This is a genomic window from Agromyces mariniharenae (assembly GCF_008122505.1).
GTDB classification, from domain to species: Bacteria; Actinomycetota; Actinomycetes; order Actinomycetales; family Microbacteriaceae; genus Agromyces; species Agromyces mariniharenae.
The window spans coordinates 294,891-316,802 of sequence record NZ_VSSB01000001.1; the positions used below are offsets into that span (position 1 = coordinate 294,891).

The 21,912-nt window shown below is 72.9% G+C and carries 23 protein-coding genes; 9 read left to right on the top strand and 14 right to left on the bottom strand.

Annotated features, from left to right (window positions below):
• On the bottom strand, positions 1-789 hold a 789-nt coding region (locus FYC51_RS19505; RefSeq protein WP_148734061.1), incomplete at its 3' end, for an amidase.
• 48 nt (positions 790-837) lie between these two features.
• Between FYC51_RS19505 and FYC51_RS01390 the strand changes: the two genes are divergently transcribed.
• The gene (locus FYC51_RS01390; protein WP_148731908.1) at positions 838-1,488 is read left to right on the top strand and encodes a hypothetical protein; all 651 of its coding nucleotides are present in this window, start codon (positions 838-840) and stop codon (positions 1,486-1,488) included.
• Positions 1,489-1,498: 10 nt separating this feature from the next.
• On the opposite strand, the gene FYC51_RS01395 is transcribed toward FYC51_RS01390, so the two are convergent.
• The 6 genes from FYC51_RS01395 to FYC51_RS01420 are packed head-to-tail and all read right to left on the bottom strand — an operon-like array spanning position 1,499 to position 5,837.
• On the bottom strand, positions 1,499-2,077 hold the full coding sequence (locus FYC51_RS01395; RefSeq protein ID WP_187432437.1) for a GNAT family N-acetyltransferase: 579 nt from the start codon (positions 2,075-2,077) through the stop codon (positions 1,499-1,501).
• Between the two features lie 9 nt (positions 2,078-2,086).
• Positions 2,087-2,818, bottom strand: coding sequence for a uracil-DNA glycosylase (locus tag FYC51_RS01400; protein WP_187432438.1), 732 nt, complete (start codon positions 2,816-2,818; stop codon positions 2,087-2,089).
• Position 2,819: 1 nt separating this feature from the next.
• Positions 2,820-3,536 carry a Type 1 glutamine amidotransferase-like domain-containing protein gene (locus FYC51_RS01405; protein WP_148731909.1) on the bottom strand — a complete coding sequence of 239 codons (717 nt, stop codon included), beginning with the start codon at positions 3,534-3,536 and terminating at the stop codon, positions 2,820-2,822.
• Positions 3,533-4,051: a phosphoribosyltransferase gene (locus FYC51_RS01410; RefSeq protein WP_148731910.1), complete on the bottom strand. Its 519-nt coding sequence runs from the start codon at positions 4,049-4,051 to the stop codon at positions 3,533-3,535. The genes FYC51_RS01405 and FYC51_RS01410 overlap by 4 nt, the downstream gene beginning before the upstream one ends.
• A complete protein-coding gene (locus FYC51_RS01415; protein WP_148731911.1) occupies positions 4,048-5,052 on the bottom strand; it encodes a potassium channel family protein in 1,005 nt (334 codons plus the stop codon). The genes FYC51_RS01410 and FYC51_RS01415 overlap by 4 nt, the downstream gene beginning before the upstream one ends.
• Positions 5,049-5,837, bottom strand: a complete 789-nt coding sequence (locus tag FYC51_RS01420) for an SDR family NAD(P)-dependent oxidoreductase (protein ID WP_187432439.1) — start codon at positions 5,835-5,837, stop codon at positions 5,049-5,051. Before FYC51_RS01420 ends, FYC51_RS01415 begins: the two co-directional genes overlap by 4 nt.
• A gap of 120 nt (positions 5,838-5,957) precedes the next feature.
• Here FYC51_RS01420 and FYC51_RS01425 point away from each other — a divergent pair, with 120 nt between their 5' ends.
• The 6 genes from FYC51_RS01425 (at position 5,958) to FYC51_RS01450 (ending at position 13,172) form a co-directional block, all read left to right on the top strand.
• Positions 5,958-7,181, top strand: a complete 1,224-nt coding sequence (locus FYC51_RS01425; RefSeq protein WP_148731912.1) for an acyltransferase family protein — start codon at positions 5,958-5,960, stop codon at positions 7,179-7,181.
• A 116-nt stretch (positions 7,182-7,297) separates the two neighbouring features.
• On the top strand, positions 7,298-8,623 hold the full coding sequence (locus FYC51_RS01430) for a bifunctional o-acetylhomoserine/o-acetylserine sulfhydrylase (protein WP_148731913.1): 1,326 nt from the start codon (positions 7,298-7,300) through the stop codon (positions 8,621-8,623).
• A gap of 152 nt (positions 8,624-8,775) precedes the next feature.
• A complete protein-coding gene (gene metX, locus FYC51_RS01435; protein WP_148731914.1) occupies positions 8,776-9,981 on the top strand; it encodes a homoserine O-acetyltransferase MetX in 1,206 nt (401 codons plus the stop codon).
• 122 nt (positions 9,982-10,103) lie between these two features.
• Positions 10,104-11,264: a sensor histidine kinase gene (locus FYC51_RS01440; RefSeq protein WP_148731915.1), complete on the top strand. Its 1,161-nt coding sequence runs from the start codon at positions 10,104-10,106 to the stop codon at positions 11,262-11,264.
• Positions 11,261-12,529, top strand: coding sequence for a hypothetical protein (locus FYC51_RS01445; protein ID WP_148731916.1), 1,269 nt, complete (start codon positions 11,261-11,263; stop codon positions 12,527-12,529). Before FYC51_RS01440 ends, FYC51_RS01445 begins: the two co-directional genes overlap by 4 nt.
• Positions 12,522-13,172 (top strand): response regulator transcription factor, encoded by a 651-nt coding sequence (locus FYC51_RS01450; protein WP_148731917.1) that lies wholly within the window; start codon positions 12,522-12,524, stop codon positions 13,170-13,172. Before FYC51_RS01445 ends, FYC51_RS01450 begins: the two co-directional genes overlap by 8 nt.
• 42 nt (positions 13,173-13,214) lie before the next feature.
• Here FYC51_RS01450 and FYC51_RS01455 read toward each other — a convergent pair whose 3' ends face one another.
• From FYC51_RS01455 to FYC51_RS01470, 4 genes are all read right to left on the bottom strand, one after another.
• On the bottom strand, positions 13,215-14,489 hold the full coding sequence (locus FYC51_RS01455; RefSeq protein ID WP_148731918.1) for an MFS transporter: 1,275 nt from the start codon (positions 14,487-14,489) through the stop codon (positions 13,215-13,217).
• A gap of 81 nt (positions 14,490-14,570) precedes the next feature.
• Complete coding sequence (locus FYC51_RS01460) at positions 14,571-14,891, bottom strand: thiamine-binding protein (RefSeq protein ID WP_148731919.1); 321 nt, start codon at positions 14,889-14,891, stop codon at positions 14,571-14,573.
• A gap of 69 nt (positions 14,892-14,960) precedes the next feature.
• On the bottom strand, positions 14,961-16,235 hold the full coding sequence (locus FYC51_RS01465; protein ID WP_148731920.1) for a glycosyltransferase 87 family protein: 1,275 nt from the start codon (positions 16,233-16,235) through the stop codon (positions 14,961-14,963).
• Positions 16,236-16,305: 70 nt separating this feature from the next.
• Positions 16,306-17,148, bottom strand: coding sequence for an ADP-dependent NAD(P)H-hydrate dehydratase (locus FYC51_RS01470; protein ID WP_148731921.1), 843 nt, complete (start codon positions 17,146-17,148; stop codon positions 16,306-16,308).
• Between the two features lie 23 nt (positions 17,149-17,171).
• On the opposite strand from FYC51_RS01470, the gene FYC51_RS01475 reads away from it, so the two are divergent.
• A complete protein-coding gene (locus FYC51_RS01475; RefSeq protein WP_148731922.1) occupies positions 17,172-17,807 on the top strand; it encodes an HAD family hydrolase in 636 nt (211 codons plus the stop codon).
• Complete coding sequence (locus tag FYC51_RS01480) at positions 17,804-18,988, top strand: NADH:flavin oxidoreductase/NADH oxidase (protein WP_148731923.1); 1,185 nt, start codon at positions 17,804-17,806, stop codon at positions 18,986-18,988. Before FYC51_RS01475 ends, FYC51_RS01480 begins: the two co-directional genes overlap by 4 nt.
• Before the next feature lie 9 nt (positions 18,989-18,997).
• On the opposite strand, the gene FYC51_RS01485 is transcribed toward FYC51_RS01480, so the two are convergent.
• From FYC51_RS01485 to FYC51_RS01495, 3 genes are all read right to left on the bottom strand, one after another.
• Positions 18,998-19,432, bottom strand: a complete 435-nt coding sequence (locus FYC51_RS01485; protein WP_187432440.1) for a VOC family protein — start codon at positions 19,430-19,432, stop codon at positions 18,998-19,000.
• Positions 19,433-19,525: 93 nt separating this feature from the next.
• Positions 19,526-20,563, bottom strand: coding sequence for a hemolysin family protein (locus tag FYC51_RS01490; RefSeq protein ID WP_148731924.1), 1,038 nt, complete (start codon positions 20,561-20,563; stop codon positions 19,526-19,528).
• The gene (locus FYC51_RS01495; protein ID WP_148731925.1) at positions 20,560-21,894 is read right to left on the bottom strand and encodes a hemolysin family protein; all 1,335 of its coding nucleotides are present in this window, start codon (positions 21,892-21,894) and stop codon (positions 20,560-20,562) included. Before FYC51_RS01495 ends, FYC51_RS01490 begins: the two co-directional genes overlap by 4 nt.
• Positions 21,895-21,912: the final 18 nt, after the last annotated feature.

The window sequence follows — 21,912 nt, forward strand, 5'->3', positions numbered from 1 at the left end:
CGGCCCCCCCCCCCCCCCGGGGCGCCCCCCCGGGGGGCGGGGGGGGGGGCCGGGGGGCGCGCCCCCCGCGCCGCGCCCCCCCGCCGGGTAGCCGGCCGGGGCGATGAGGCCGTCGAGCAGCAGCGCCGCATCGGCGACGGTGCGCGCGATGGGCCCGGCGACCCCGAGGCCGGCGAGCGTCGCGAGCCCCGGCCCGGCCGGCACGCGACCGCGCGAGGGCTTCACGCCCACGAGCCCGCAGGCCGCGGCGGGGATCCGGATCGAGCCGCCGCCGTCGGTGCCGGGCGCGAACGGCAGCATCCCGGCGGCCACGGCGGCGGCCGCTCCCCCGCTCGACCCGCCGGCGCCGCGGGACGGGTCCCAGGGGTTGCGCGTGGGCGGGCCCACGAGGCCCTCGGTGTACGACGGCAGCCCGAACTCGGGCGTCGCGGTCTTGCCGAGGCTCACGGCGCCTGCGGCGTCGACGGCCCGCACGAGCTCGTCGGAGTCGTCGGGCACGAAGTCGGCGAACGCGCGCGAGCCGAACCGTGCGGGCACGCCCGCGCGCCGGTGCAGGTCCTTGTCGGCGAGCGGCAGGCCCCAGAGCGGCGCGGCCGTCGGCACGTGCTCCTCGACGTGGCGGGCGCGCTCGAGCGCGGCCTCGGGCGTCACCGTGGCGAACGCCCCGATCGCGGGGTCGAGGCGTTCGATGCGATCGAGGTAGTGCCGCGCCAGCTCGACCGGCGAGACGTCGCGTCGCTGCAGCAGCTGGTGGAGCTCGAGGGCGGTGTACTCGTGCAGCTCGCTCATCCTCCGAGCCTAGGACCGCCGGGCGAGGGTCGCCGCTATCGTGAGGGCATGCGCGCGGGCGGGAGCGGCGGGTCGGGGGTCGGGGCGTCGATCGTGGCGCATCCGCTGTGGTGGGGCGCTGCGTGGTCGGCGGTGTTCGCCGCCGCCGCGATCGCCGCCGTCGTCGCGGCGTGGCCCGCTTGGGCGTGGATCGTGCTCGCCGCGCTGCTCATCGCCCCGTGCCTGGTCGCGACGATCGTCGTGCTGACCGGCACCCCGCGCGATCACCTGCACTCCCGGTCCAGCGTGTTCGGGCACTTCTTCGTGCGGTACCTCGCGCTCGTGTTCGCCTTCCTGACCTGGGCCGTCTCGATCGTCCTGGGCGCGGCGATCTCGACGTCGATCCAGGCCGCCGCCCGCGGCGACGAGGACGAGATCGTGGGCCTCGGGCTGCAGCTGCTCGCGACGCTCACCCCGGTCGTCGTCGCGCTGCTCTGGTTCGGATTCGTGGTGCGCTGCGCGTGGTTCCTCGGCCGGCTGCGCGGCTGGGGCGGGGCGCCCGCCGCGAGCGAGGTGCCCGCGAGGCTGCTCGCCCACCGTCCCGCGCTGCGCCGCGTGGCGATCGGGCTCGCGCACCCCGGGCTGCTCCTCGCGGTCGGCCTGGTCGCAGGTGTCACGGCGCTGTTCGCGCCCCAGGGCGAGGTGACGCTCGTCCTCTGAGCGGATGCCGCTACTTCAGCGACTTCTGCAGCAGCACCGTGCCGAGCCACCGGTCGAACTTGAAGCCGACCCGACCCATGCGCCCGATCTCGGTGAACCCGAACTTCTCGTGCAGCGCGATCGACGCGTCGGCGCCCTGGTCGGCGATGACCGCGATCATCTCCTTGAGCCCGGCGGCTTTCGACCGGGTGATGAGCTCGCCGAGGAGCGCGCGGCCGAGGCCCTTGCCTGCGGCGGCCGGCCCGAGGTAGATCGAGTTCTCGACGGTATAGCGGTAGGCGCGCTTCTGCTTCCACGGCGCGACGAGCGCGTAGCCGAGCAGCTGGCCCGACGGCGACTCGGCGACGATGAACGGCATGCCCAGGCGCTCGAGGTAGGCGAACTTCGCCTTCCACTCGCGCAGCGTCATGGCGTCCTCGTCGAAGGTCACGGTGGAGTTCGCGACGTAGTAGTTGTAGATCTCGCGCACCGCGGGCATGTCGGCCGGACGGGCCGCACGGATGGCGTACTCGAAGGGCGCCTCGGGCGCCTCGGCCTTGCGCAGGTGCCGGGGCAGCACCCGGCGCTCCTGGTATTCCTCCTCGAGCATCGCGCCAGACTACTCCGCGGAGATGACAGCCGGATGACGCGGTGCGGGCGTCGCGGGCAGGCGCCAGTCGACCGGCCGCCCGCCCTGCGCCTCGAGCATCGCGTTGGCCCGGCTGAACGGCCGCGAGCCGAAGAACCCGCGGCTCGCCGACAGCGGGCTCGGATGCACCGACTCGATGACGGGCGTCGCGCCGAGCAGCGGCTTCAGGTTCTGCGCATCGCGGCCCCACAGGATCGCGACGAGCGGCGTCCCGCGCGCGACGAGCGTGCGGATGGCGTGGTCGGTCACCTCCTCCCACCCCTTGCCGCGGTGCGAGGCGGGCGTGCCGGGGCGCACGGTGAGCACGCGGTTGAGCAGCATGACGCCGTGGTCGCTCCAGGAGGTGAGGTCGCCGTGGTCGGGCGTCGGAACGCCGAGGTCGTCGCCGAGCTCGCGGTAGATGTTCGCGAGGCTCCGCGGCACCGGGCGCACGTGCGGGTCGACCGCGAACGAGAGGCCGATCGGATGCCCCGGCGTCGGGTACGGGTCCTGCCCCACGATGAGCACCCGGACGTCCTCGATCGGCGCACCGAACGCGCGGAGCACGCGGTCGCCGCTCGGGAGGTAGCCGCGGCCCGCCGCGGTCTCGGCGCGGAGGAAGTCGCCCAACTCGGCGATCCGGGGGCCGACGGGCGCGAGCGCGGCGGCCCAGCCGGGGTCGATGAGGCCGGCCCCCGCGAGCTGGTCGAGCGTCATCGCCACGTCAGGCCCCGATCGTGGAGACGAGCACGCCCTGGTCGGAAGGCAGCACGCGCCAGACGCTCCCCCGCCCGGCGACCTGCAGGCCGCCCTCGCCGACGATGAGCACCGTGTCCTCGTCGATGCCGAGCCCGCCGTCGACGAGCCCGGCCTCGACGGCCGCGACGAGTCGGGAGAGCGTGCCCCACTGCGCGACGTGCGCGTCGATCGCGACGTCGACGAGCCCGATCCCGGGCGCGACCGTGAGCTCCTCGAGGTCCTCGCCCGTCGCCTCGGGCGCGACGGCGACGCCGCCGATGCGCCAGCCGCCGACGAGCGCGCGCTCGGCGGCGATGGCCGCCCCCGCCGAGAACCCGAGGTACGGCACGCCCGAAGCGACCTGGCGTCGGAGCTCGCCGAAGTGCGGCTCGATGAGGTCGCGGTAGCGCGGGGTGAGCCCGCCGCCGACGAGGATGCCGTCGACGTCGGCGAACGCCGAGGCGGGCACGTCCCCGTCGTGCGCGACCGCGGTCACGTGCACGTCGAACGGTCCGGCGGGCGCCGCGGCGGCGAGCAGGGACTCGGCGTGTTCGAGGGCGCCGTCGCCGATAGCGAGCACCGCCACGCGCGGCTCCTCGCGGCCCGCGGCGGCGGCCCGCGTGCGCGCCTCGTCGAGGAACGCGCGGTAGACGACGCCGTCGGGCCGCTCGGGCCACCCGCCGCCGACGAGGTGCACGCTCACGCGGCGCCCTCCGCGACCGTCACGGGCGGACGCGCCGACCACGGGAACACGATCCAGTCCTCGGTCTCGCGGTAGGCGAAGTCGGGGACGAGCACGGTGCGCGGTTTCACGTAGAGCGTCGCGGTGCGCACCTCGGCGCCCGCCTCGGCGAGCAGGTCCACGACCTTCGCGAGCGTGCGGCCCGAGTCGGAGACGTCGTCGATGAGCAGCACCGACTTGCCCGCGACGGCGGGCACGTCGAGCATGGGCGGATGCAGCACCGGCTCGGGCAGCCGCTCGTCGACGCCGGTGTAGAACTCCACGTTGATCGAGCCGCACTGCTTGGTGCCGAGGGCGTACGAGATCGCGCCCGCCAGCAGCAGCCCGCCGCGCGCGATCGCGATCACCACGTCGGGCCGGAAGCCCGAGGCGAGCACCTCGCTCGCGAGCGAGCGCGACGCGCCCTCGAAGTCGTCCCAGGTGAGCACCTCGCGCCGGGGCTCGTCGAGGCCGGCGTCATTCGCGTCGAAGGTCATGGATTCAGGGTAGTCGGCGGCGGCGGGCCCTCCTCGAGCTCGGGATGTCCCTTGCCCGGATCCTCGAGCGGCTGCGTGCCGGCGATGAGCGGTTGCTCGGTCGCCTGGACCCCGGTGACAGCGGGATCCTCGGCAGGATCGACGTACTCCTCCGAGGCGGCCTGCTCCTTCACGGCCGCGTGGCCCGCCGCGGGGCCGGCGCCGATCGCCCGTCCGGCCGCGGCATCGCCCGCCGCCTGCGCCTGCTGCGCGTCCGCTCCTGCCGCCCTCGCCACCTCCTCCGCCCGCTGCGCCGCCTCGAGCGCCGCGTGCCCCTGCGCCCTCGCCTTGGCGATCTGCTCGTTCAGCAGCGAGATGACGGTCGCCGAGGCCGTGCCGACGATCGCGATGCCGCCCGCCATGAGGATGACCGCGTAGATGCGGCCCCACGTGGTCACCGGGTACGCATCGCCGTAGCCGACGGTCGCGACCGTGACGCACGCCCACCAGATCGACTCGCCGAAGGACGTGATCGTCGCACCGGGAGCATCCCGTTCCGCGTTCAGCACCACGAGGGCGATGAAGTAGACGAAGAACACGGCGTACGAGGCCGCGTAGATCACGACTCGCGTGCGCACCGCGGTGGCCGTGCGCCCGCTCACGTACGGCACCTGGCGCAGGAGCTCCAGCACCCGGAACGCGCGGAACAGCGGCAGGATGACGGAGAACATGTCGATCGGGTGCGTGAAGATGAAGTGCGCGCGATATCCACGCGGGGTGAGCGAGATCCGCACGACGACATCGACCAGGAACGTCAGCCACACGAGCGCGAGGACCGAGACGAGGGTCGGCTCCAGCCAGCCCTCCGACGAGTCGACGAGCACGAAGATCGAGTAGCCGACCACGAAGCCGATGCCGAGGACGACGAGCGGCACGGTGGTGACGCGCTCCCAGGCGTCCCGTCTGGGTGAGGCCGGGATCGTCGGGCTCTTCGCCGGCGCGCCCAGCGGCTTGTCGCTCATCGTCCCCCGTCCTCCCGCACCTCGAGCGGCCCTCGGGCGAGCCGGGTGGCCGCGGCCTGCGCGACGGGCCGCACCACGATGAGGTCGAGATCGACGTGGCGCGGCTTCAGCACCGCGTCCGCGATGACCGCCGCGACGTCGTCGGCGACGAGCGGCTCGGGCACGTCGTCGTAGACCTTGTCGGCGCGCTCGCGGTCGCCGCCGAAGCGCACGAGCGCGAACTCGTCGGTGCGCACCATGCCCGGCGCGACCTCGACCACGCGCAGCGGCTCGCCGTTCAGCTCGAGCCGGAGCACCGCCGTCACCGCGTGCGCGGCGGACTTCGCGGCGTTGTAGCCCGCCCCGCCGACGTAGGGCTCGTGGCCGGCCACCGAGGTCACGTTGACGATGTCCGCGACGCCGCGATCGACCGCGCCGCGTCGCAGGAGCGGCAGCAGCGCGCTCGTCACGCGCTTCAGCGCGATCACGTTGACGTCGAGCATCCAGATCCAGTCCTCGACCGAGCCGTGCTCGACCGAGTCGAGGCCCTTCGCGCCGCCGGCGTTGTTCACGAGCGCGTGCACGGGGCCGGTCGTCTCGAGGTGGTCGCGCAGCGCGTCGACGTCCTCCTGCTTCGTGAGGTCGGCGGTGAAGACGGATGCCCCGGTCTCCGCGGCGAGCCCGCGCAGCCGGTCCTCGCGGCGCGCGACGCCCACCACGTCCCACCCGGCGGCGCGGAAGGCGCGCACGGTCGCCGCTCCGATCCCCGAGCTCGCACCGGTCACGACCACCCGCAGCACTCCCATGGCGCCCATTGTGCCGCGCCGGTGGCGGATGCCGCGAGCGCCGTGCCGTGGCCGCACCCGCGCCGCCCGCGGCATCCGCCCGCCGTGCACCCGGCCGACCGGGTGCGGTTGAATGGAGCGATGCAGACGACGCCGCACGCGACGACCGCGACGAGGCGACGCGTGCCGCTCTGGGACAACGCCCGGTGGATCGCGATCACGCTCGTCGTGATCGGGCACGGCATCCTGCCGCTCATCTCCGAGGACGACGCGGCGTACAGCGTCTACCTGTTCATCTACTCGTTCCACGTCGCGGTGTTCGTGACCGTGGCCGGGTACTTCGCGAAGTCGGGGCCGCCGAACGCGCGGGCGCTGCGGCAGATCCTCACCGACATCGTCTTCCCGTTCTTCATCTTCGAGACGATCTGGACCGTGATCCGCTGGATCCTCGGCGGCGGGTTCTCGCTCGACTACACGACCGCGTCGTGGACGCTGTGGTTCCTCATCGCCCTCGCGATCTGGCGCATCGTGCTGCCCTACCTCGTGCTGCTCCGGTTCCCGCTGCTCATCGCGATCGCGATCTCGATCGGCGCCGGGTACACGGAGACGATCGACTCGACCCTCGCGCTCTCGCGCACGCTCGGCATGCTGCCGTTCTTCGTGTTCGGCTGGAAGCTCCGGCAGTGGCAGCTCACCGGCCGATGGCTGGCGCTGCCGTCCCGGGTCGCCTGGCGATGGCGCGCCGGGGCGATCGCCCTGTTCGCGGCCGTGCTCGTGCTGATGCCGATCGCCATCGAGACGTGGCGCGACCTCAAGCTCCGCCGGTTCATGCTCTACGACGAGTCGTACGTCGCGATCGGGTACGACGAGCCGTGGTCGGGCGCCATCCGACTGCTGCTGCTCGCCTCGGCGATGGTGCTCTCGGTGGCGTTCCTCGTGCTCATGCCGCGCCGGTCCACCTGGTTCACACCGTTCGGCACGGCGACGATGTACATCTACCTGCTGCACACGTTCGTCCTCTTCCCCTTCCGCGAGACCGGGTTCCTCGCGGGCGAGCAGCCGTTCTGGGTGCTCCCGGCGATGATCCTGTTCTGCATCGGCATCTCCGTCGTGCTCTCGCTGAAGCCCGTGCGCCGCGTGTTCCGCCCGCTCGTGGAGCCGCGCGCCCGCTGGCTCTTCCGGCCCCAGCCGTCGACCGCGACCGGCACGCTCGTGCTGCCCCCGGGGGCGATGCCGCCCCTGCCGCCGAGCCCACCCGACGGGTCGCCCGGATCCGCCGCGTCGCAAGGGTCCGCCGGATCCGCCGCATCGCCCTCGGCGCCCGAGGATCCGCCCGCCCCGGAGGGGCCGAAGCCCCCCGCGTGACGGCGCGTCGCCCACGATGACGCCGTGTGTCGGCATCCGTTGCCCCTCCCAGGGCGCGGTCGTAACGTGTCTCGCGGTTGCGGCGGGTCCGCACACCCGACCGAGAAGGAGACCTCATGGCAGAGCACGCCGCCGACTGGCGCTTCGAGACGAAGCAGGTGCACTCAGGCGCCGCCCCCGACCCGGTGACCAACGCCAGGGCCACCCCGATCTACCAGACCACGTCCTACGTGTTCGACAACGCGCAGCACGCGCAGAACCTCTTCGCGCTCGCCGAGTTCGGCAACATCTACACGCGCATCATGAACCCGACCCAGGCCGTCGTCGAGGAGCGCATCGCCGCGCTCGAGGGGGGCACCGGCGCCCTCCTCGTCGCGTCGGGCCAGGCTGCCGAGACCTTCGCCGTGCTGAACATCGCGCAGGCGGGCGACCACATCGTCTCGTCGTCGTCCATCTACGGCGGCACCTACAACCTGTTCAAGTACACGCTCGCGAAGCTCGGCATCGAGACCACGTTCGTCGAGAACCAGGACGACGCCGACGAGTGGCGCCGTGCGGTGCGCCCGAACACCAAGCTCTTCTTCGCCGAGACGATCGGCAACCCGAAGATCAACATCCTCGACATCGGGCTCGTGTCGGGCGTCGCGCACGAGGCCGGCATCCCGCTCATCGTCGACAACACGATCGCGACGCCCTACCTCATCCGCCCGTTCGAGCACGGCGCCGACATCGTCATCCACTCGGCCACGAAGTTCCTCGGCGGCCACGGCACCGTCATCGGCGGCGTCATCGTCGACGGCGGCAGGTTCGAGTGGTCGAAGAACGTCGAGAAGTTCCCCGGCCTCACCGAGCCCGACCCGTCGTACCACGGCGCGAGCTACACGGCGGCCGTGGGCGACGCGCTCGCCTACGTCATCAAGGCGCGCGTGCAGCTGCTCCGCGACCTCGGCGCCGCCATCGCGCCGAACAACGCCTGGCTGCTCATCCAGGGCATCGAGACCCTCTCGCTGCGCATCGAGCGCCACGTGCAGAACGCGCAGGAGATCGCCGAGTGGCTCGACAGCCACCCCGACGTCGCGAGCGTGAACTACTCGGGCCTGCCCTCGAGCCCGTGGTACGCGGCCGCCAACACGTACGCCCCCAAGGGCGTCGGCGCGGTGCTGTCGTTCGAGCTCAAGGGCGGCGTCGACGCCGGCCGCGCGCTCGTCGACAACCTGCAGCTCTTCAGCCACCTCGCGAACATCGGCGACGTGCGCTCGCTCGTCATCCACCCCGCGTCGACGACGCACTCGCAGCTCACGCCCGAGCAGCAGCTCACGACGGGCGTCACGCCCGGCCTCGTGCGCCTCTCGGTGGGCATCGAGAACATCGACGACCTGAAGGCCGACCTCGAGGCCGGGCTCGCCGCCGCCCGCGCGGCCACGGAGGCGGCCCGGGTCTGACGACCGACCGATGCATGACGGATGCCGCGGGCCGCACGGGCTCGCGGCATCCGTCGTCTCTTCGATGCACTGCCGCGTCGCGGCATCCATCACGCGGGCTCACGTCGTGTAACAAACGGGTGCCGCGGGCGCACCTTCGAGAGAATCGGAACATGGACTGGCAGACGACGGCCGACGCGGTGCCCGCACGCATCGTCTCGGAGGCGCGTGCCCAGTCGCTGCAGGGCCGCGCCCCCGCCACGGGCGCCTGGCGCGAGGGCGATCCCGTGGGCGACCGCCGGTTCGTCGGCATCGGCGACGTCGCGCTCGAGTCGGGTGCGGTCCTCCCCCATGCGCGCATCGCGTACGAGACCTGGGGCACGCTCTCGCCGCAGCGCGACAACGCGATCCTGGTGCTGCATGCGCTGACGGGCGACAGCCACGTCATCGGGCCGGCCGGTCCCGCGCATCCGAGCGCAGGGTGGTGGCCGGGCGTGGTCGGCCCGGGCCTGCCGATCGACACCGACCGGTACTTCGTGGTCGCCCCCAACGTCGTCGGCGGATGCCAGGGGTCGACCGGTCCCGCCTCGCTCGCGCCCGACGGGGTCGAGTGGGCCACGCGCTTCCCGTTCCTCACCATCCGCGACCAGGTGCGGGCGCAGCTCGAGTTCGCCCAGGCGATCGGGATCGACCGGTTCCAGGCCGTGGTGGGCGGCTCGATGGGCGCCATGCACGTGCTCGAGTGGGCGATCATGGCGCCGGAGGCGGTCGACCGCATCGCCGTGCTCGCGGCGCCCGCCGCCGCCACCGCCGACCAGGTCGCGCTCAACTCGGTGCAGGTCGAGGCCATCCGCACCGACCCTGCGTTCCGCGGCGGCGAGTACTACGACGCCCCCGACGGCGAAGGGCCCACACGCGGCCTCGCGCTCGCCCGCCGCATGGCGATGCTCAACTACCGCACCGCGGCCGAGCTCAACGGGCGCTTCGAGCGGCACTGGCAGTCCGACCTCGACCCGCTCGGCGGGGGCGGCCGGTTCGCCGTCGAGTCGTACCTCGACTTCCACGGCAACAAGTTCACGCGGCGGTTCGACGCCAACAGCTACCTGGTGCTCACCGAGGCCATGAACTCGCACGACATCGGCCGCGGAAGGGGCGGGGTCGGTGCGGCGCTCGAGTCGGTGCGGGCGAAGAGCCTCGTGCTCGGCATCGACAGCGACCGCTACTTCACGCTCGACGGGCAGGTCGAGATCGCCCGTGCCCTGCGGCACAGCGTGCACGGGCCCGAGCCCGTGCTCGTGCACTCGGAGTACGGCCACGACGCGTTCCTCATCGAGCACGCGGTCGTCGGCGACGCGCTCCGGCTGCTCCTCGAGGCGTGACGCCCTCCCGACCGATCGGGAGCCCTTCGTACACGAGGTACGCGACTTCCGCCTCGACTCCGCTACAGTTCGAGGGACGGCACCCGCGTGTCGCGGTGCCCGGACGTGCGGTTGGGGGTGGCGTGAAGCGCATCCACAAGGAACGCGATCGGCTCCTGCGTCGCCTCGCACGCGTCGCCGGGCTCGTCGGCTCCGGTGGCGCACTCGCGTGCCTGCTGTGGCCGGGGGCGGCCACCTCGGGCGAGCTCGTCGTCGGGGTCGTCCTCTGCCTGGCCATGGCGGTGCTCGTCGCCCTGCACACCTCGCGGGGCGCCGTGCTCCCGGCGCTCGGCGTGGTCGCCGCCACGATCGTGCTCATCGCCCTCCTCGGTGCGGCGTCCGTGCTCGACCCGCCCACCGTGACCGCGATGTGCATCATCGGCGGCGTCGCATCGGCATCCGTCGCCATCCCGCTCGTCGTGCGCCGTCGGGGCGTCCTGCTCGTCGCGGGCTTGCTCGCTTCCGTGCTCGCCACCACGTGGATCGCCTCGGCGTGGGGGCACGACCTGCGTGCGCCCGCCGTGGCCACGGCCGCCGGCTGGGGCGCCTGCGCCGTGATCGGCGCCTGGATCGACCGCGCGATCGCCGACGCCGCCGACCGCATCGCCGAGGTCGGCCGGGCGCACGAGGCGGAGCGCATCGCGTCGGAGCTCGAGTCGCAGCAGCGCCAGGACGCCCGCGTGCTGCACGACACTGTGCTCGCGACCCTCTCGCTCCTCGCCCACTCGGGCGTGGGCGTCGGCGTCAGCGCCCTGCGCCAGCAGGCCGGCGACGACGCGCGGCTGCTGCGCCAGCTGCGCCTCGGCGCCCCGCTCGACGCCGGCTCCACCGCGATCTTCTCTCCCGACACCGATGACGACAGCGAGCTGAGCACCACGTTCGAGTCGGTGCGGCAGCGGTTCGCCCGCATGGGCCTCGACGTGAACTGGCACGGCGCCGGCCAGCTCGCCCTGCCGCGCGAGACGCTCGACGCCCTCCTCGGCGCGCTCGGCGAGTGCCTCGAGAACGTCCGGCGCCACTCGGGCGTCAGCGAGGCGGATGTCACGGTGACCGACGACGACCACACGGTTCGCGCCATGGTCACCGACGCCGGCAGCGGGTTCGAGCCCGATGCCGTCGACCACGGACGCCTCGGCTACGCGGAGTCCGTCGTCGGCCGCCTGCACACCGTCGGCGGCCGCGCCCGGATCTTCTCCTCCCCCGGCTCGGGCACGACCGTCATGCTGGAGGTGCCGAAGCCATGAGCACGCGCCGCGACATGGCCGTCCTGCGGGACCGTGGATTCCGGCGACCCGCCCGGTCGGCCAGGGCCGCGGGCGATGTGCGCGACAGCCACGGCGGACGGAAGCTCGCGACGGGGATCACGATCGCGGCGGCCCTGGTCATCGCGGCGCACCTCGTGCACGCGATCGCGCTCGCTCCGTTCTACTCGCCGACCGTGCCGGGCCCCTGGCCGGCGTGGATCGCGCTCGGCGGCGTGGTCGGCGTCGGGGTCATCGCGCGGTTCGTCTCGCGACAGCTGCCCGACTGGCTCTACGTCGTGCTGCTCGCCGGGCTCGCGGCCCCGGTCTGGCTCGACGTCTCGGCGACCGCCGGGTTGCTGCACCTCGGCGTCACGCCGACCGCCGCGGCCGCCGCCGGGGCGGTGCTGATGCCGGTCGCCGCGATCCGCGGCAGCCGCATCCCCCTGCTCGTCGCCTCGGTCATCGCGGCGATCCTCGCCGTCGAGGCCGTCGTACAGCTCGGCACGGCCGGGTCGTACGTCGTGCCCGGGCTCGCCGTCGCGGCATCCGCCGTCGTGCCGACCATGCTCGTGATGCTCGCGCTCACCGGATTTCGCCGGCTCGTCGGACGCGAGCTCGACCTGTCGCTCGTGCAGAGCACCGTCGGCACCCTCCGCTCCGCCGTCGGCATGCGCGCCTCCGAGGAGCTGGCGCAGCTCGACTTCGACGCCGAGACGCTGCTCGACGACGTCGGCTCGGGGCGCATCGCGATCCCCGTTCCGCCCGACGCGGCCGAGCGCGCCGGTTCGCTGGCCGCGCGGCTGCGCGTGCGCCTCATCGAGGGGCGCACCGACACCTGGCTGCGCCACGCCGTCACCGAGTCGGCGTACCTGAGCGACCGGGTCACCGTCGACGACCCGACGGGGTCGGCCGGGCTCCTCTCGCAGTCCCAGCGCGACGGGCTCCTGCTCGCCCTCTGGCTGCTCGTCGCCGAGCACCCCAAGGGCTCCGGACCGCCCCTCGGCGTGCAGGTCACCTGCCGCGAGGCATCCGACGACACCCTCGCCGAACCCGCATTCGAGATGTCCATCGACGTGTCGGGCGTCTCACGACGCCGTGTGGACCCCGGGACATGGGACGCTATCGGTAGTGTCGGAGAACACAACGTGATCACGGGGGCCGACGGCTTCCGCATCGACATCACCTGCCGGGTGCAACCGAACGCGCACGGCGGGGGCCCGTCGGCCCGTGGGGCCGCTCGACCGAGGGGGACGCTGAATGGCTGAGACCGATCAACCGATCCGGCTGGCGATCGTCGACGACCACCGCATGCTGCTGGGCGCGCTCACCGAGTGGATCCGCGGTGCGGCTCCCGACATCGAGCTCGTCGCGGCGGTGCCGTCGTGGTCCGAGCTCCTCGCGCATCCCGAGTTCCCGGTCGACGTGGTGCTCCTCGACCTCGACCTGCGCGACAACATCCCGATCTCGCTGAAGCTGTCGATGCTGAAGACCGCGGGCGTGCAGACCATGCTCATGAGCACCTACTCCGAGCCCGCGGTCGTGCGCGAGGCGCTCGGGTCGGGCGCGCTCGGCTACCTCGTGAAGTCCGAGCCCGTCGAGAACATCATCGAGGCCATCCGCGCGGCCCGCACCGGCGGCTCCTACCTCACGCCCGAGCTCGAGGTGGCGCTGGCCGACGAGGGCGCGGTGCCCAAGCTCTCCGCGCAGGAGCGCCGGGTCATGGCGCTCTACGGCGCCGGCCAGCCGGTCAAGGCGGTCGCGTTCCAGCTCGGCATCTCCGAAGAGACGGCCAAGAGCTACCTCAAGCGCATCCGCGAGAAGTACCGGGTCGCCGGCTTCGACGTCGGCACCAAGGTCGCACTGCGCAAGCGCGCGATCCTCGACGGCATCCTGCTGCAGTCCGACTGAGCGGATGCCGCGACGGCGCGCCGGCCGCCGGACCCGTCACGACTACGGCTCCACGACCTCGACCGCGCCTGTCGCGTAGGGCACGGTCACGCCGCGGCGCCCGCGCGCACGGTCGAGCGCGAACGTCGCGAGCGCGAGCAGCACGCCCGCGATCGTGAGCACGAGCCCGATCCAGATCGGCGCGACGTAGCCGAGGCCGCCCGCGATCGCGAGCCCGCCGAGGAACGCGCCGAGCCAGTTGCCGAGGTTGAGCGCCGAGTGGTTGAGCGCGGCGGCGATCGACTGGCTGTCGCGGGCGACGTCCATGAGGCGGGCCTGGATCGTCGGCGAGAGCGCGGCCGACGAGCCGCCGATGAGGAACACGCCGACGAACAGGCCGACCGGGTTCGAGGCGGTGAAGGCGAGGAGCACGAGCGCTGCGGCGAGGATGCCGAAGAACACGTACATGCTGCGCCGCACGCTCCAGTCGGCGAGCCGCCCGCCGACGAGGTTGCCGACGGTCATGCCGATGCCGAACATGACGAGCACGAGCGGAACGACCCCTTCGGGGAGCCCGGTCACGTTCGTCGCGAGCGGGGCGACGTAGCTGTACACGGAGAACAGGCCGCCGAAGCCGATCGCGCCGATGGCGAGCGCGAACCACACCTGCACGCGGCTGAAGGCCCTCAGCTCCCGCTTCATGGTCGCGTGCGGGTCGCCCGCCTGCCACGGCACCGCGAGCGCGACGGCGAGGAACGTGAGTGCGAAGATGCCCGCGACCGCCACGTACGCGACGCGCCAGCCCGCGGCCTGGCCGAGCCAGGTGATCGCCGGCACGCCGATGACGTTCGCGATCGTCAAGCCCGAGAGCACGAGCGCGACGCCGCGGGCGCGCTTGCCGGGGCCCATGAGGCTCGCGGCCACGAGCGACGCGATGCCGAAGTAGGCGCCGTGCGGCAGCGCCGCGATGAAGCGGGCGATGAGCACGAGCCCGAACGACGGCAGCAGCGCCGAGGCGAGCGTGCCGAGCGCGAACGCCGTGAGGAGGGCGAGCAGCAGCCGCTTGCGGGGCCAGCGCGCCGCAGCCGCGGCGATGGTCGGCGCTCCGACGACGACGCCGAGCGCGTAGGCCGAGATCATCCATCCGGCGGCCGCGTTCGCCTCGTCGGGCGACTGCGCGTACAGGCCGGGCATCAGGTCGGCGGCGATGTTCGGCAGCAGCCCCATCGCGACGAACTCGGTCGAGCCGATGCCGAAGCCGCCGAGGGCGAGCGCCAGCAGCGCGAAACGGATACGGGCCGGCGACAACGTCGTCGGCCCGTCGATGGGGTGGGTCACCCGTCGATTCTCGCACGGATCGAATCGATTCGACAAGCGCGCCTCGCAACGATTCGACCCGGCCCGTCCGAGTCGGCCGAGCTACTCGGCGCCCTCGCCCGCCGCCTCGATCGCCGTCTCGAGCCGCTCGACCTTCGCGTCGAGCTCTCCGGCGTAGCCCGGACGGATGTCGGCCTTCAGCACGAGCGACACGCGCGAGCCGTACTCCCCGACGGCCTCCGTCGCGCGGCGGACGACGTCGAAGACCTCGTCCCATTCGCCCTCGAGCTCGGTGAACATGGACGTCGTCCGGTTCGGCAGCCCCGATTCGCGGACGATCTTCACGGCCGCCGCGACGGCGTCGTGCACGGATCCGTCGGCGCGGCCCGTGCCGCTCGGGGCGACGGAGAATGCGACGAGCATGGTCCCTCCTCGGATGGTCGGACCGCGGCATCCGGTGGCATGCGGCGCGGCCTCGGGTGATCAGGCTGGTCAGGCGTCCGACGCGACCTCGACGCGGTCTCGGGCCCTCCCAGCCTGCCACAGCGCCCGGATGCCCCACGCCAGCAGCACCGCGAGCAGCGCGACCTTGACCGTCAGCACGAGCACGAACCCGGGGTCCGCCGCCATGAGCCACCCGTACCAGTACGGGTAGATGACCTGCGTGAGCAGCGCGATCGCGGTGGCGAGCGCGGCCGGCACGAGGAACCGGCGGGGGTTCAGCACGAGGCCGAGTACGACGGGTGCGGCGAGCCAGGTCACGAACTGCGGCGACCCGACCTTGTTCGCGAGCATGAGCACGACGATGAACGAGAGCGCGAGCGGCGGGAACAGCCGCCCGAACGCGGCGCCGCGGCGCACGGCGCGGATCCCGAGCACGAGGACGGCGACCACGCCGAGCGCCATGAGCGGCGTGGTGACGGATGCCGCGACCTCCGCCCCGGGCCCCGAGATCTGGAACGTCAGGATCTCGCGGTCGTAGACGACCTCGACGGCCCGGTCGCCGCCGACGATCCGCCAGAGCCAGGCGACCGCGAGCGGCGCCTCGATCTGGAGGCCGCGGCCCGCCTGCTCCGCCACGAATCCGACCGCGTTGAGCCCGGAGCCCGCGAGCAGGCTGACACCGAGGATGCCGGCGCTGAGCGCAACGGCGACCGTCACGACCTCCCAGCGCTTGCGCGACGCGACGACGAGCGCGGCGAGCACCGCCGCGGGCCACACCTTCACCCACATCCCGATCGTGAGCAGCACGGCGGCCACGCGCGGACGCGTCGCCGCCCACAGCATGCCCGCGAGCGCCAGCGGCACCGTGACGGCGTCGATGCGTGCGAGCGCGATCGGGCCGAGCAGCGCGAGGAACGCCAGCCACCACCACGCGGCGATCCGGCGCGTGCGCGAGAGCCGGCGCCGGCCGAGCAGGATCGAGAAGGCCGCGGCATCCAGCAGCACGACGATCGCGAGCCACGTCTGGGCGTACCAGGCCGAGCCGAACGCGAGCGCGGCCGCCATCGGGGCGAACGCGAGGATCGGGTACACCCACGGCACGTCGATGCCCATGCGCACATAGCCCTCGGCCGCGTTCTCGGCCCAGACCTTGTAGACGGCCACCACGTCGCCGAGCGGCCATCCCTGGCCGTAGAGGTTCAGCACCACGAGGCCGGCGTGCACCACGAGGAACGCGACCCAGAGGGCCGCGCGGCCGCCGAGCACGCGGCGGACGCGGCTTCGGCCGGGCGCGGATGCCTCGCGCACGTCCTCCGCCGTCATGCCGATGAGCCTAGCCGAGCGACACCTCGATGGGGCTCGCCGAGACCGGCGCGGTCGCCGCCGTGAGAGCTCAGATGAGCGAACCGATGACGCCGGGCACCGCCTGGGCGATGTCGAGCGCCGTCACGGGTCCGCCGCCCACCTCGGCGCTCGCCCGGCGTGCAGCCTCGCCCTGCACCCACGCAGCCGTCGCGGCGAGCGCGGTGAGCACGTGCGCGTCCGACGCGAGCGCGACGTGGTGCGTGGCCACGAGCGCGCCGAGGATGCCGCCCAGCACGTCGCCGCTGCCGGCGGTCGCGAGCCAGTGCGTCGGCGCGGTCACCGTGTAGCGGTCGCCGTCGGGATCGCACACGTGGGTCACGGCGCCCTTCAGCACCACCGCGACGCCGAGCTCCCGGGCGGCGCGCTCGGCCCACGTCGCGGGGTCGGCGGCGACCTCCTCGACCGTCGTGCGGATCTCCCGCGAGGTGAGCACGCCGGCGAGCTCGCGCGCGTGCGGGGTGATGACGGTCGGCGCGGTATGCGTGCCGACCAGGTCGAGCGCCCCTGCGTCGAGCACCACCGGCACCTTGTCGGCGAGTGCGTGCTCGAGGTCGCCGATGAGCACGAACGAGCGGCGGTTCTGGTCGATGCCCGACCCGATGAGCCACGCCTGCACCCGTCCGGACACGGTGACGGTCTCGGGTCGCCTGGCCAGCACGGCCTGGCGCAGCGCGCGCGGTCCGGTGAAGCGCACCATGCCGACGCCCGCGCGGTGCGCGGCCTCGACGCCGAGCACCGCCGCCCCCGGGTAGTCCTGCGAGCCGGTGACCACGCCGAGCACGCCGCGCGTGTACTTGTCGTCGCCGGCGCCGGGCGCCGTGATCCACTCCGCCGCGTCCTCGGCGGTCCACTCCTGCCACCCCGTCGTCATGCTCCAACGATAGGTTGGGATGGATGCCTCGGACAGCCCCAGCCCCCATCAGCCTCGCCCCGCGCGTCGTCGTGTTCGACTACGGCGAGGTCATCTCGCTCGAGCCGACCGACGCCGACCGCGCCGCGCTCGTCGCCCGCGCGGACGTCGACGCCGAGCCGTTCTGGACCGCGTACTGGGCGCATCGCGAGCCGCTCGACCAGGGCACCCTGTCGATCGCCGACTACTGGAACTCCGTGGCATCCGATCTCGGCGTCGAATGGGACGCGGTCGACGTGCACGAGCTCTGGGCGCTCGACCACCGCGGCTGGCTCAGCGTCGACCCCGGCACGCTGCGGGTGCTGCACGCCCTCGCCGACGGCGGCACGCGCCTCGCGCTGCTCTCGAACGCCGGCGCCGACTTCTCGGGCTGGCTGCGCTCCGGATCCTTCGCACCGCTCTTCGAGCGCGTGTTCGTGAGCGGTGAGCTCGGACTCGTGAAGCCGAACGCCGACATCTACGAGCACGTCATCGCCGAGCTCGGCATCACGCCCGCAGAGCTGCTCTTCGTCGACAACAGGTCCGAGAACGTCGAGGGCGCGCGCGCCGTGGGCGGCGACGGCTTCGTGTTCACGGATGCCGCGGCACTCGAGGCCTGGCTGCGGAGCCTCGCGGCATGAGCGCGAACCCGACCCCGACCGACCGTACGTCGCCCGACGCCCGAGCGACGTCCGACGCCGTCGAGGCGCCCGGCACGGCGGCCGGGCAGCCGGCGCTGTTCCGCCCCATCACCATCCGCGGACTCACCATGCGCAATCGCGTGTGGGTGCCGCCGCTCTGCCAGTACTCGGTCACCGACCGCGACGGCGTGCCGCACGACTGGCACCTCGTGCACCTCGGGGCGATGGCCGCCGGCGGCGCCGGGCTCGTGGTCGCCGAAGCCACGGCGGTGAGCGCGGAGGGCCGCATCTCCGACCACGACACCGGGCTCTGGAACGACGAGCAGGCCGAGGCGTGGAGCCGCATCACCCGGTTCATCCGGTCGCAGGGCGCGGCATCCGGCATCCAGCTCGCCCACGCCGGTCGCAAGGCCTCGGTGTGGCCCGAACCGCTGCGCCGCCCCGGTTCGCAGCCCCTCGAGGACGGCGGCTGGCCGACCGTGTCGGCGTCGGCCGTGGCGTTCGACGGGCTCCGCGAGCCGACCGCGCTCGACGAGGCGGGCATCCAGCAGGTCATCGACGACTTCCGCAGCGCCGCCCGGCGCGCGGTCGCGGCCGGCTTCGATGTCGTCGAGGTCCACGCCGCGCACGGCTACCTCGTGCACCAGTTCCTCTCCCCGCTGTCGAACCGGCGCGAGGACCGCTGGGGCGGCGGCCTCGAGAACCGCGCACGGCTCCTCCTCGAGCTCGTGCGCGGCGTGCGGTTGGAGGTCGGCGAGCGGATGCCGCTCTTCGTGCGCTTCTCCGCGACCGACTGGGCCGAGGGCGGCTGGGACGAGGAGCAGACCGCGATCGTCGCGGGCTGGGCGCAGGAGGCCGGCGCCGACTTCTTCGACGTCTCCACGGGCGGCCTCGTCGCGCATGCGCGCATCCCAGTGGGCCCGGGTTACCAGGCCCACCTCGCCGAGTACGTCGGCGACCGCGCCGACGTGCCGGTGTCCGCGGTCGGCCGCATCACCATGCCCGAGCAGGCCGAACGCCTCGTCGCCGACGGCGAGGTCGACGCGGTCATGTTCGGCAAGGCGATGATGCGCGACCCGCACTTCGCGCTGCGGGCCGCGTACGAACTGGGTGCGGACTCCTCGATGTGGCCGCCGCAGTACCTCCGGGCGCGACCGGAGGTCAACGACGGCGAGTGGTGATCGCCCGGATCATCCCATCCCGGCCGCCGCGGAGCGCATCTTCATCGCCATCTCCATCATCTGCGGGGACGTCTGGCCGATCGCGAAGATGTTGCCCTCGCTGTCGCTGAACCACGCGCTGCGCTCGTCGCCGAGCTGGGCGACGCCGTCGATCGTCTTCAGGCCGGGCATGTCGTAGTCGTGGAACATGACGCCGTGCGTCCGCAGCATCGTCATGTCGCGGTCGAGGTCGTCGGTCAGGAGGTTGAGGACCGTGTTCTTCGCGGTGCCCGCGAAGTCGCTCCGGTAGACCATCACCCCGGTTCCGCCGATGTCGAAGAAGAGCGCCTCGCCCTCCATGTCCTCGTAGACCGGGTCGCGACCGAGCACGTCGTGCCACCATGCCTTCGCACGGGCGAGATCGGATGCGGCGAGCACGGCCGTGGCCATCATCTTGTCGAACATGATGCTTCCTCGGTTCCTCGGGTCGGCGCAAATTCTACGCCGACCCGAGGATGGCCGCGTCACCCGTTTCCGGGTGGTTCGGCGGCCTCCGGGTCAGCCGCGACGGGTCGCGTCCTGCACCTCGCCGACGAGCTCCTCGATGATGTCCTCGAGGAAGATCACGCCGGTCGTCGCGCCCTCCTCGTCGAACGCCCGGGCGACGTGCGTGCCGAGCCGGCGCATGGTGGCGAGGGCGTCCTCGAGGTCGGTCCCGTCGAAGATCGACACCAGGCGGCGCACGCGCTTCGCGGGGATCGGGTCGTCGAACTCGTCGTCGTCGAGGTCGATCACGTCCTTGAGGTGCACGTAGCCGTCGGGCTCGCCGTCGTCGCCGAGGATCACGTAGCGCGAGAACCCGTGGCGGGCCACGGCGCGCTCGACGTCGCCGGGAGTGGCCGTGGGCGGCAGGCTCACGAGCCCCGACATCGGCACGGCCACGTCGTGCACGCGCTTCGTGGTGAATTCGAACGCCGCCGTCAGCGTGCCGCTGGCGTCCTCGAGCACGCCCTCGCGACGCGACTGGTCGACGATCGTCTGCACCTCCTCGAGCGTGAACGTCGAGTTCGCCTCGTTCTTCGGCTCGACGCCCACGAGGCGCAGCACCCCGTTCGCCGTGGCGTTGAGGGCCACGATGATCGGGCGGAAGATCCGGGCGATGAACACGAGCGGCGGCGCGAGCAGCAGCACGGCGCGGTCGGGCACCGAGAACGAGAGGTTCTTCGGCACCATCTCGCCGAACACCACGTGCAGGTACGAGACGAGCAGGAGCGCGATGACGAACGCGATCGTGGAGACGACGCCCTCGGGCCATCCCGTGAGGTGCAGCGGCACCTCGAGCAGGTGGTGGATGGCGGGCTCCGACACGTTCAGGATCAGCAGCGAGCAGATCGTGATGCCGAGCTGGCTCATGGCCAGCATGAGGGTCGCGTGCTCCATCGCCCAGAGGGCGGTCTTCGCACTCCGCCTGCCCTGCTCGGCGAGCGGCTCGATCTGGGATCGGCGCGCCGAGATGACGGCGAACTCCGCGCCGACGAAGAAGGCGTTCGCGAGGAGCAGCACGAACAGCCAGACGATTCCGGCCCAGTCGCTCATCGCTCCTCCTCCCGCTCGTCGAGGCTGTCGGGTTCGGGCGGCGGCTTCGGCACGAATCGGAGCCGGTCGATGCGGCGTCCGTCGAGGCGGCGCACGACGAGCGTGCCCTCGTCGATCTCGACCTCGTCGCCCACGGCCGGCAGGTGGCCGAGCCGCGCGATGACGAAGCCGGCGACGGTCTCGTAGTCGCCGTTCTCGGGCACCCGGATGCCGGTGCGGTCGACGAGCTCGTCGGGCCGCAGGATGCCGGGGAAGCTGACCTCGTCGCCGCGGCGGACGATGCCCGCGCGGGTGCGGTCGTGCTCGTCGGCGACCTCGCCCACGAGCTCCTCGACGAGGTCCTCGAGCGTCGCGACACCCGCGGTGCCGCCGTACTCGTCGACGACGACCGCCATCTGGAACCCGCGGCCGCGCAGCTCACCGAGGAGCATGCCGAGCTTCATCGTCTCGGGCACGCGCAGCGCCTCGGACTGCAGGGCCGAGCTCGGGACATCCGACCGCCGCTCACGCGGCACGGCCACGGCCTGCTTCACGTGCACGACGCCGACGATGTCGTCGAGGTTCTCGTCGTAGACCGGGAAGCGCGAGAACCCGGTCTGCCGGGCGAGCTCGAGCACCGCCTCGGCCGGCTCCTGCCGCTGCACGGCCGCCACGCGCGGCCTGGGGGTCATGACGTCGGATGCGTCGTGGTCGGCGAAGCGCAGCGTGCGGCCGAGCAGCGTGGCGGTGTCCTGCTCGAGCAGGCCCGCGCTCGCCGAGCGGCGCACGAGCGACGAGAGCTCCTCGGCCGAGCGCGCGGCGGAGAGCTCCTCCTTCGGCTCGATTCCGACGGCGCGCAGCAGCGCGTTGGCGCTGCCGTTGAGCACCGCGATCGCGGGGCGGAACACCCACGTGAACGCCGTCTGGAACGGCATCACGACGATCGCGGTCTGCCGCGGAAGCGCGAGGGCGAAGTTCTTCGGCACGAGCTCGCCGAGCACCATGGAGAGGAGGGTGGCGATCACGATCGCCGTGGTCGCGCCGACCGGCCGGATCATGCCCTCGGGCAGGCCGATCGCGGTGAGCGGCCCGGCGAGGAGGGAGCTGATCGCGGGCTCCATCGTGTAGCCGGTGAGCAGCGTCGTGAGGGTGATGCCGAGCTGCGCGCTCGAGAGGTGCGTCGACGTGATCTTCAGCGCCGAGATGGTGAGACCGAGTCGCGTCTCGCCCCGTGCCTTGCGGGCTTCGAGCTCCGCGCGGTCGAGGTTGACGAGCGCGAACTCGCTCGCAACGAACAAGCCCGTGCCGATCGTGAGGAGGAGTCCGATGCCGAGCAGGATCCACTCAGACATCTCCACCACCCCGTTCGG

Bases quoted from the DNA above. Each gene is read 5' to 3' on its own strand.
- FYC51_RS01390 (WP_148731908.1), top strand. From the start codon at position 838: ATGCGCGCGGGCGGGAGCGGCGGGTCGGGGGTCGGGGCGTCGATCGTG.
- FYC51_RS01395 (WP_187432437.1), bottom strand. From the start codon at position 2,077: ATGCTCGAGGAGGAATACCAGGAGCGCCGGGTGCTGCCCCGGCACCTG.
- FYC51_RS01410 (WP_148731910.1), bottom strand. From the start codon at position 4,051: ATGACCTTCGACGCGAATGACGCCGGCCTCGACGAGCCCCGGCGCGAG.
- FYC51_RS01415 (WP_148731911.1), bottom strand. From the start codon at position 5,052: ATGAGCGACAAGCCGCTGGGCGCGCCGGCGAAGAGCCCGACGATCCCG.
- FYC51_RS01420 (WP_187432439.1), bottom strand. From the start codon at position 5,837: ATGGGAGTGCTGCGGGTGGTCGTGACCGGTGCGAGCTCGGGGATCGGA.
- FYC51_RS01425 (WP_148731912.1), top strand. From the start codon at position 5,958: ATGCAGACGACGCCGCACGCGACGACCGCGACGAGGCGACGCGTGCCG.
- FYC51_RS01430 (WP_148731913.1), top strand. From the start codon at position 7,298: ATGGCAGAGCACGCCGCCGACTGGCGCTTCGAGACGAAGCAGGTGCAC.
- metX (WP_148731914.1), top strand. From the start codon at position 8,776: ATGGACTGGCAGACGACGGCCGACGCGGTGCCCGCACGCATCGTCTCG.
- FYC51_RS01445 (WP_148731916.1), top strand. From the start codon at position 11,261: ATGAGCACGCGCCGCGACATGGCCGTCCTGCGGGACCGTGGATTCCGG.
- FYC51_RS01450 (WP_148731917.1), top strand. From the start codon at position 12,522: ATGGCTGAGACCGATCAACCGATCCGGCTGGCGATCGTCGACGACCAC.
- FYC51_RS01460 (WP_148731919.1), bottom strand. From the start codon at position 14,891: ATGCTCGTCGCATTCTCCGTCGCCCCGAGCGGCACGGGCCGCGCCGAC.
- FYC51_RS01465 (WP_148731920.1), bottom strand. From the start codon at position 16,235: ATGACGGCGGAGGACGTGCGCGAGGCATCCGCGCCCGGCCGAAGCCGC.
- FYC51_RS01470 (WP_148731921.1), bottom strand. From the start codon at position 17,148: ATGACGACGGGGTGGCAGGAGTGGACCGCCGAGGACGCGGCGGAGTGG.
- FYC51_RS01475 (WP_148731922.1), top strand. From the start codon at position 17,172: ATGCCTCGGACAGCCCCAGCCCCCATCAGCCTCGCCCCGCGCGTCGTC.
- FYC51_RS01480 (WP_148731923.1), top strand. From the start codon at position 17,804: ATGAGCGCGAACCCGACCCCGACCGACCGTACGTCGCCCGACGCCCGA.
- FYC51_RS01485 (WP_187432440.1), bottom strand. From the start codon at position 19,432: ATGTTCGACAAGATGATGGCCACGGCCGTGCTCGCCGCATCCGATCTC.
- FYC51_RS01490 (WP_148731924.1), bottom strand. From the start codon at position 20,563: ATGAGCGACTGGGCCGGAATCGTCTGGCTGTTCGTGCTGCTCCTCGCG.
- FYC51_RS01495 (WP_148731925.1), bottom strand. From the start codon at position 21,894: ATGTCTGAGTGGATCCTGCTCGGCATCGGACTCCTCCTCACGATCGGC.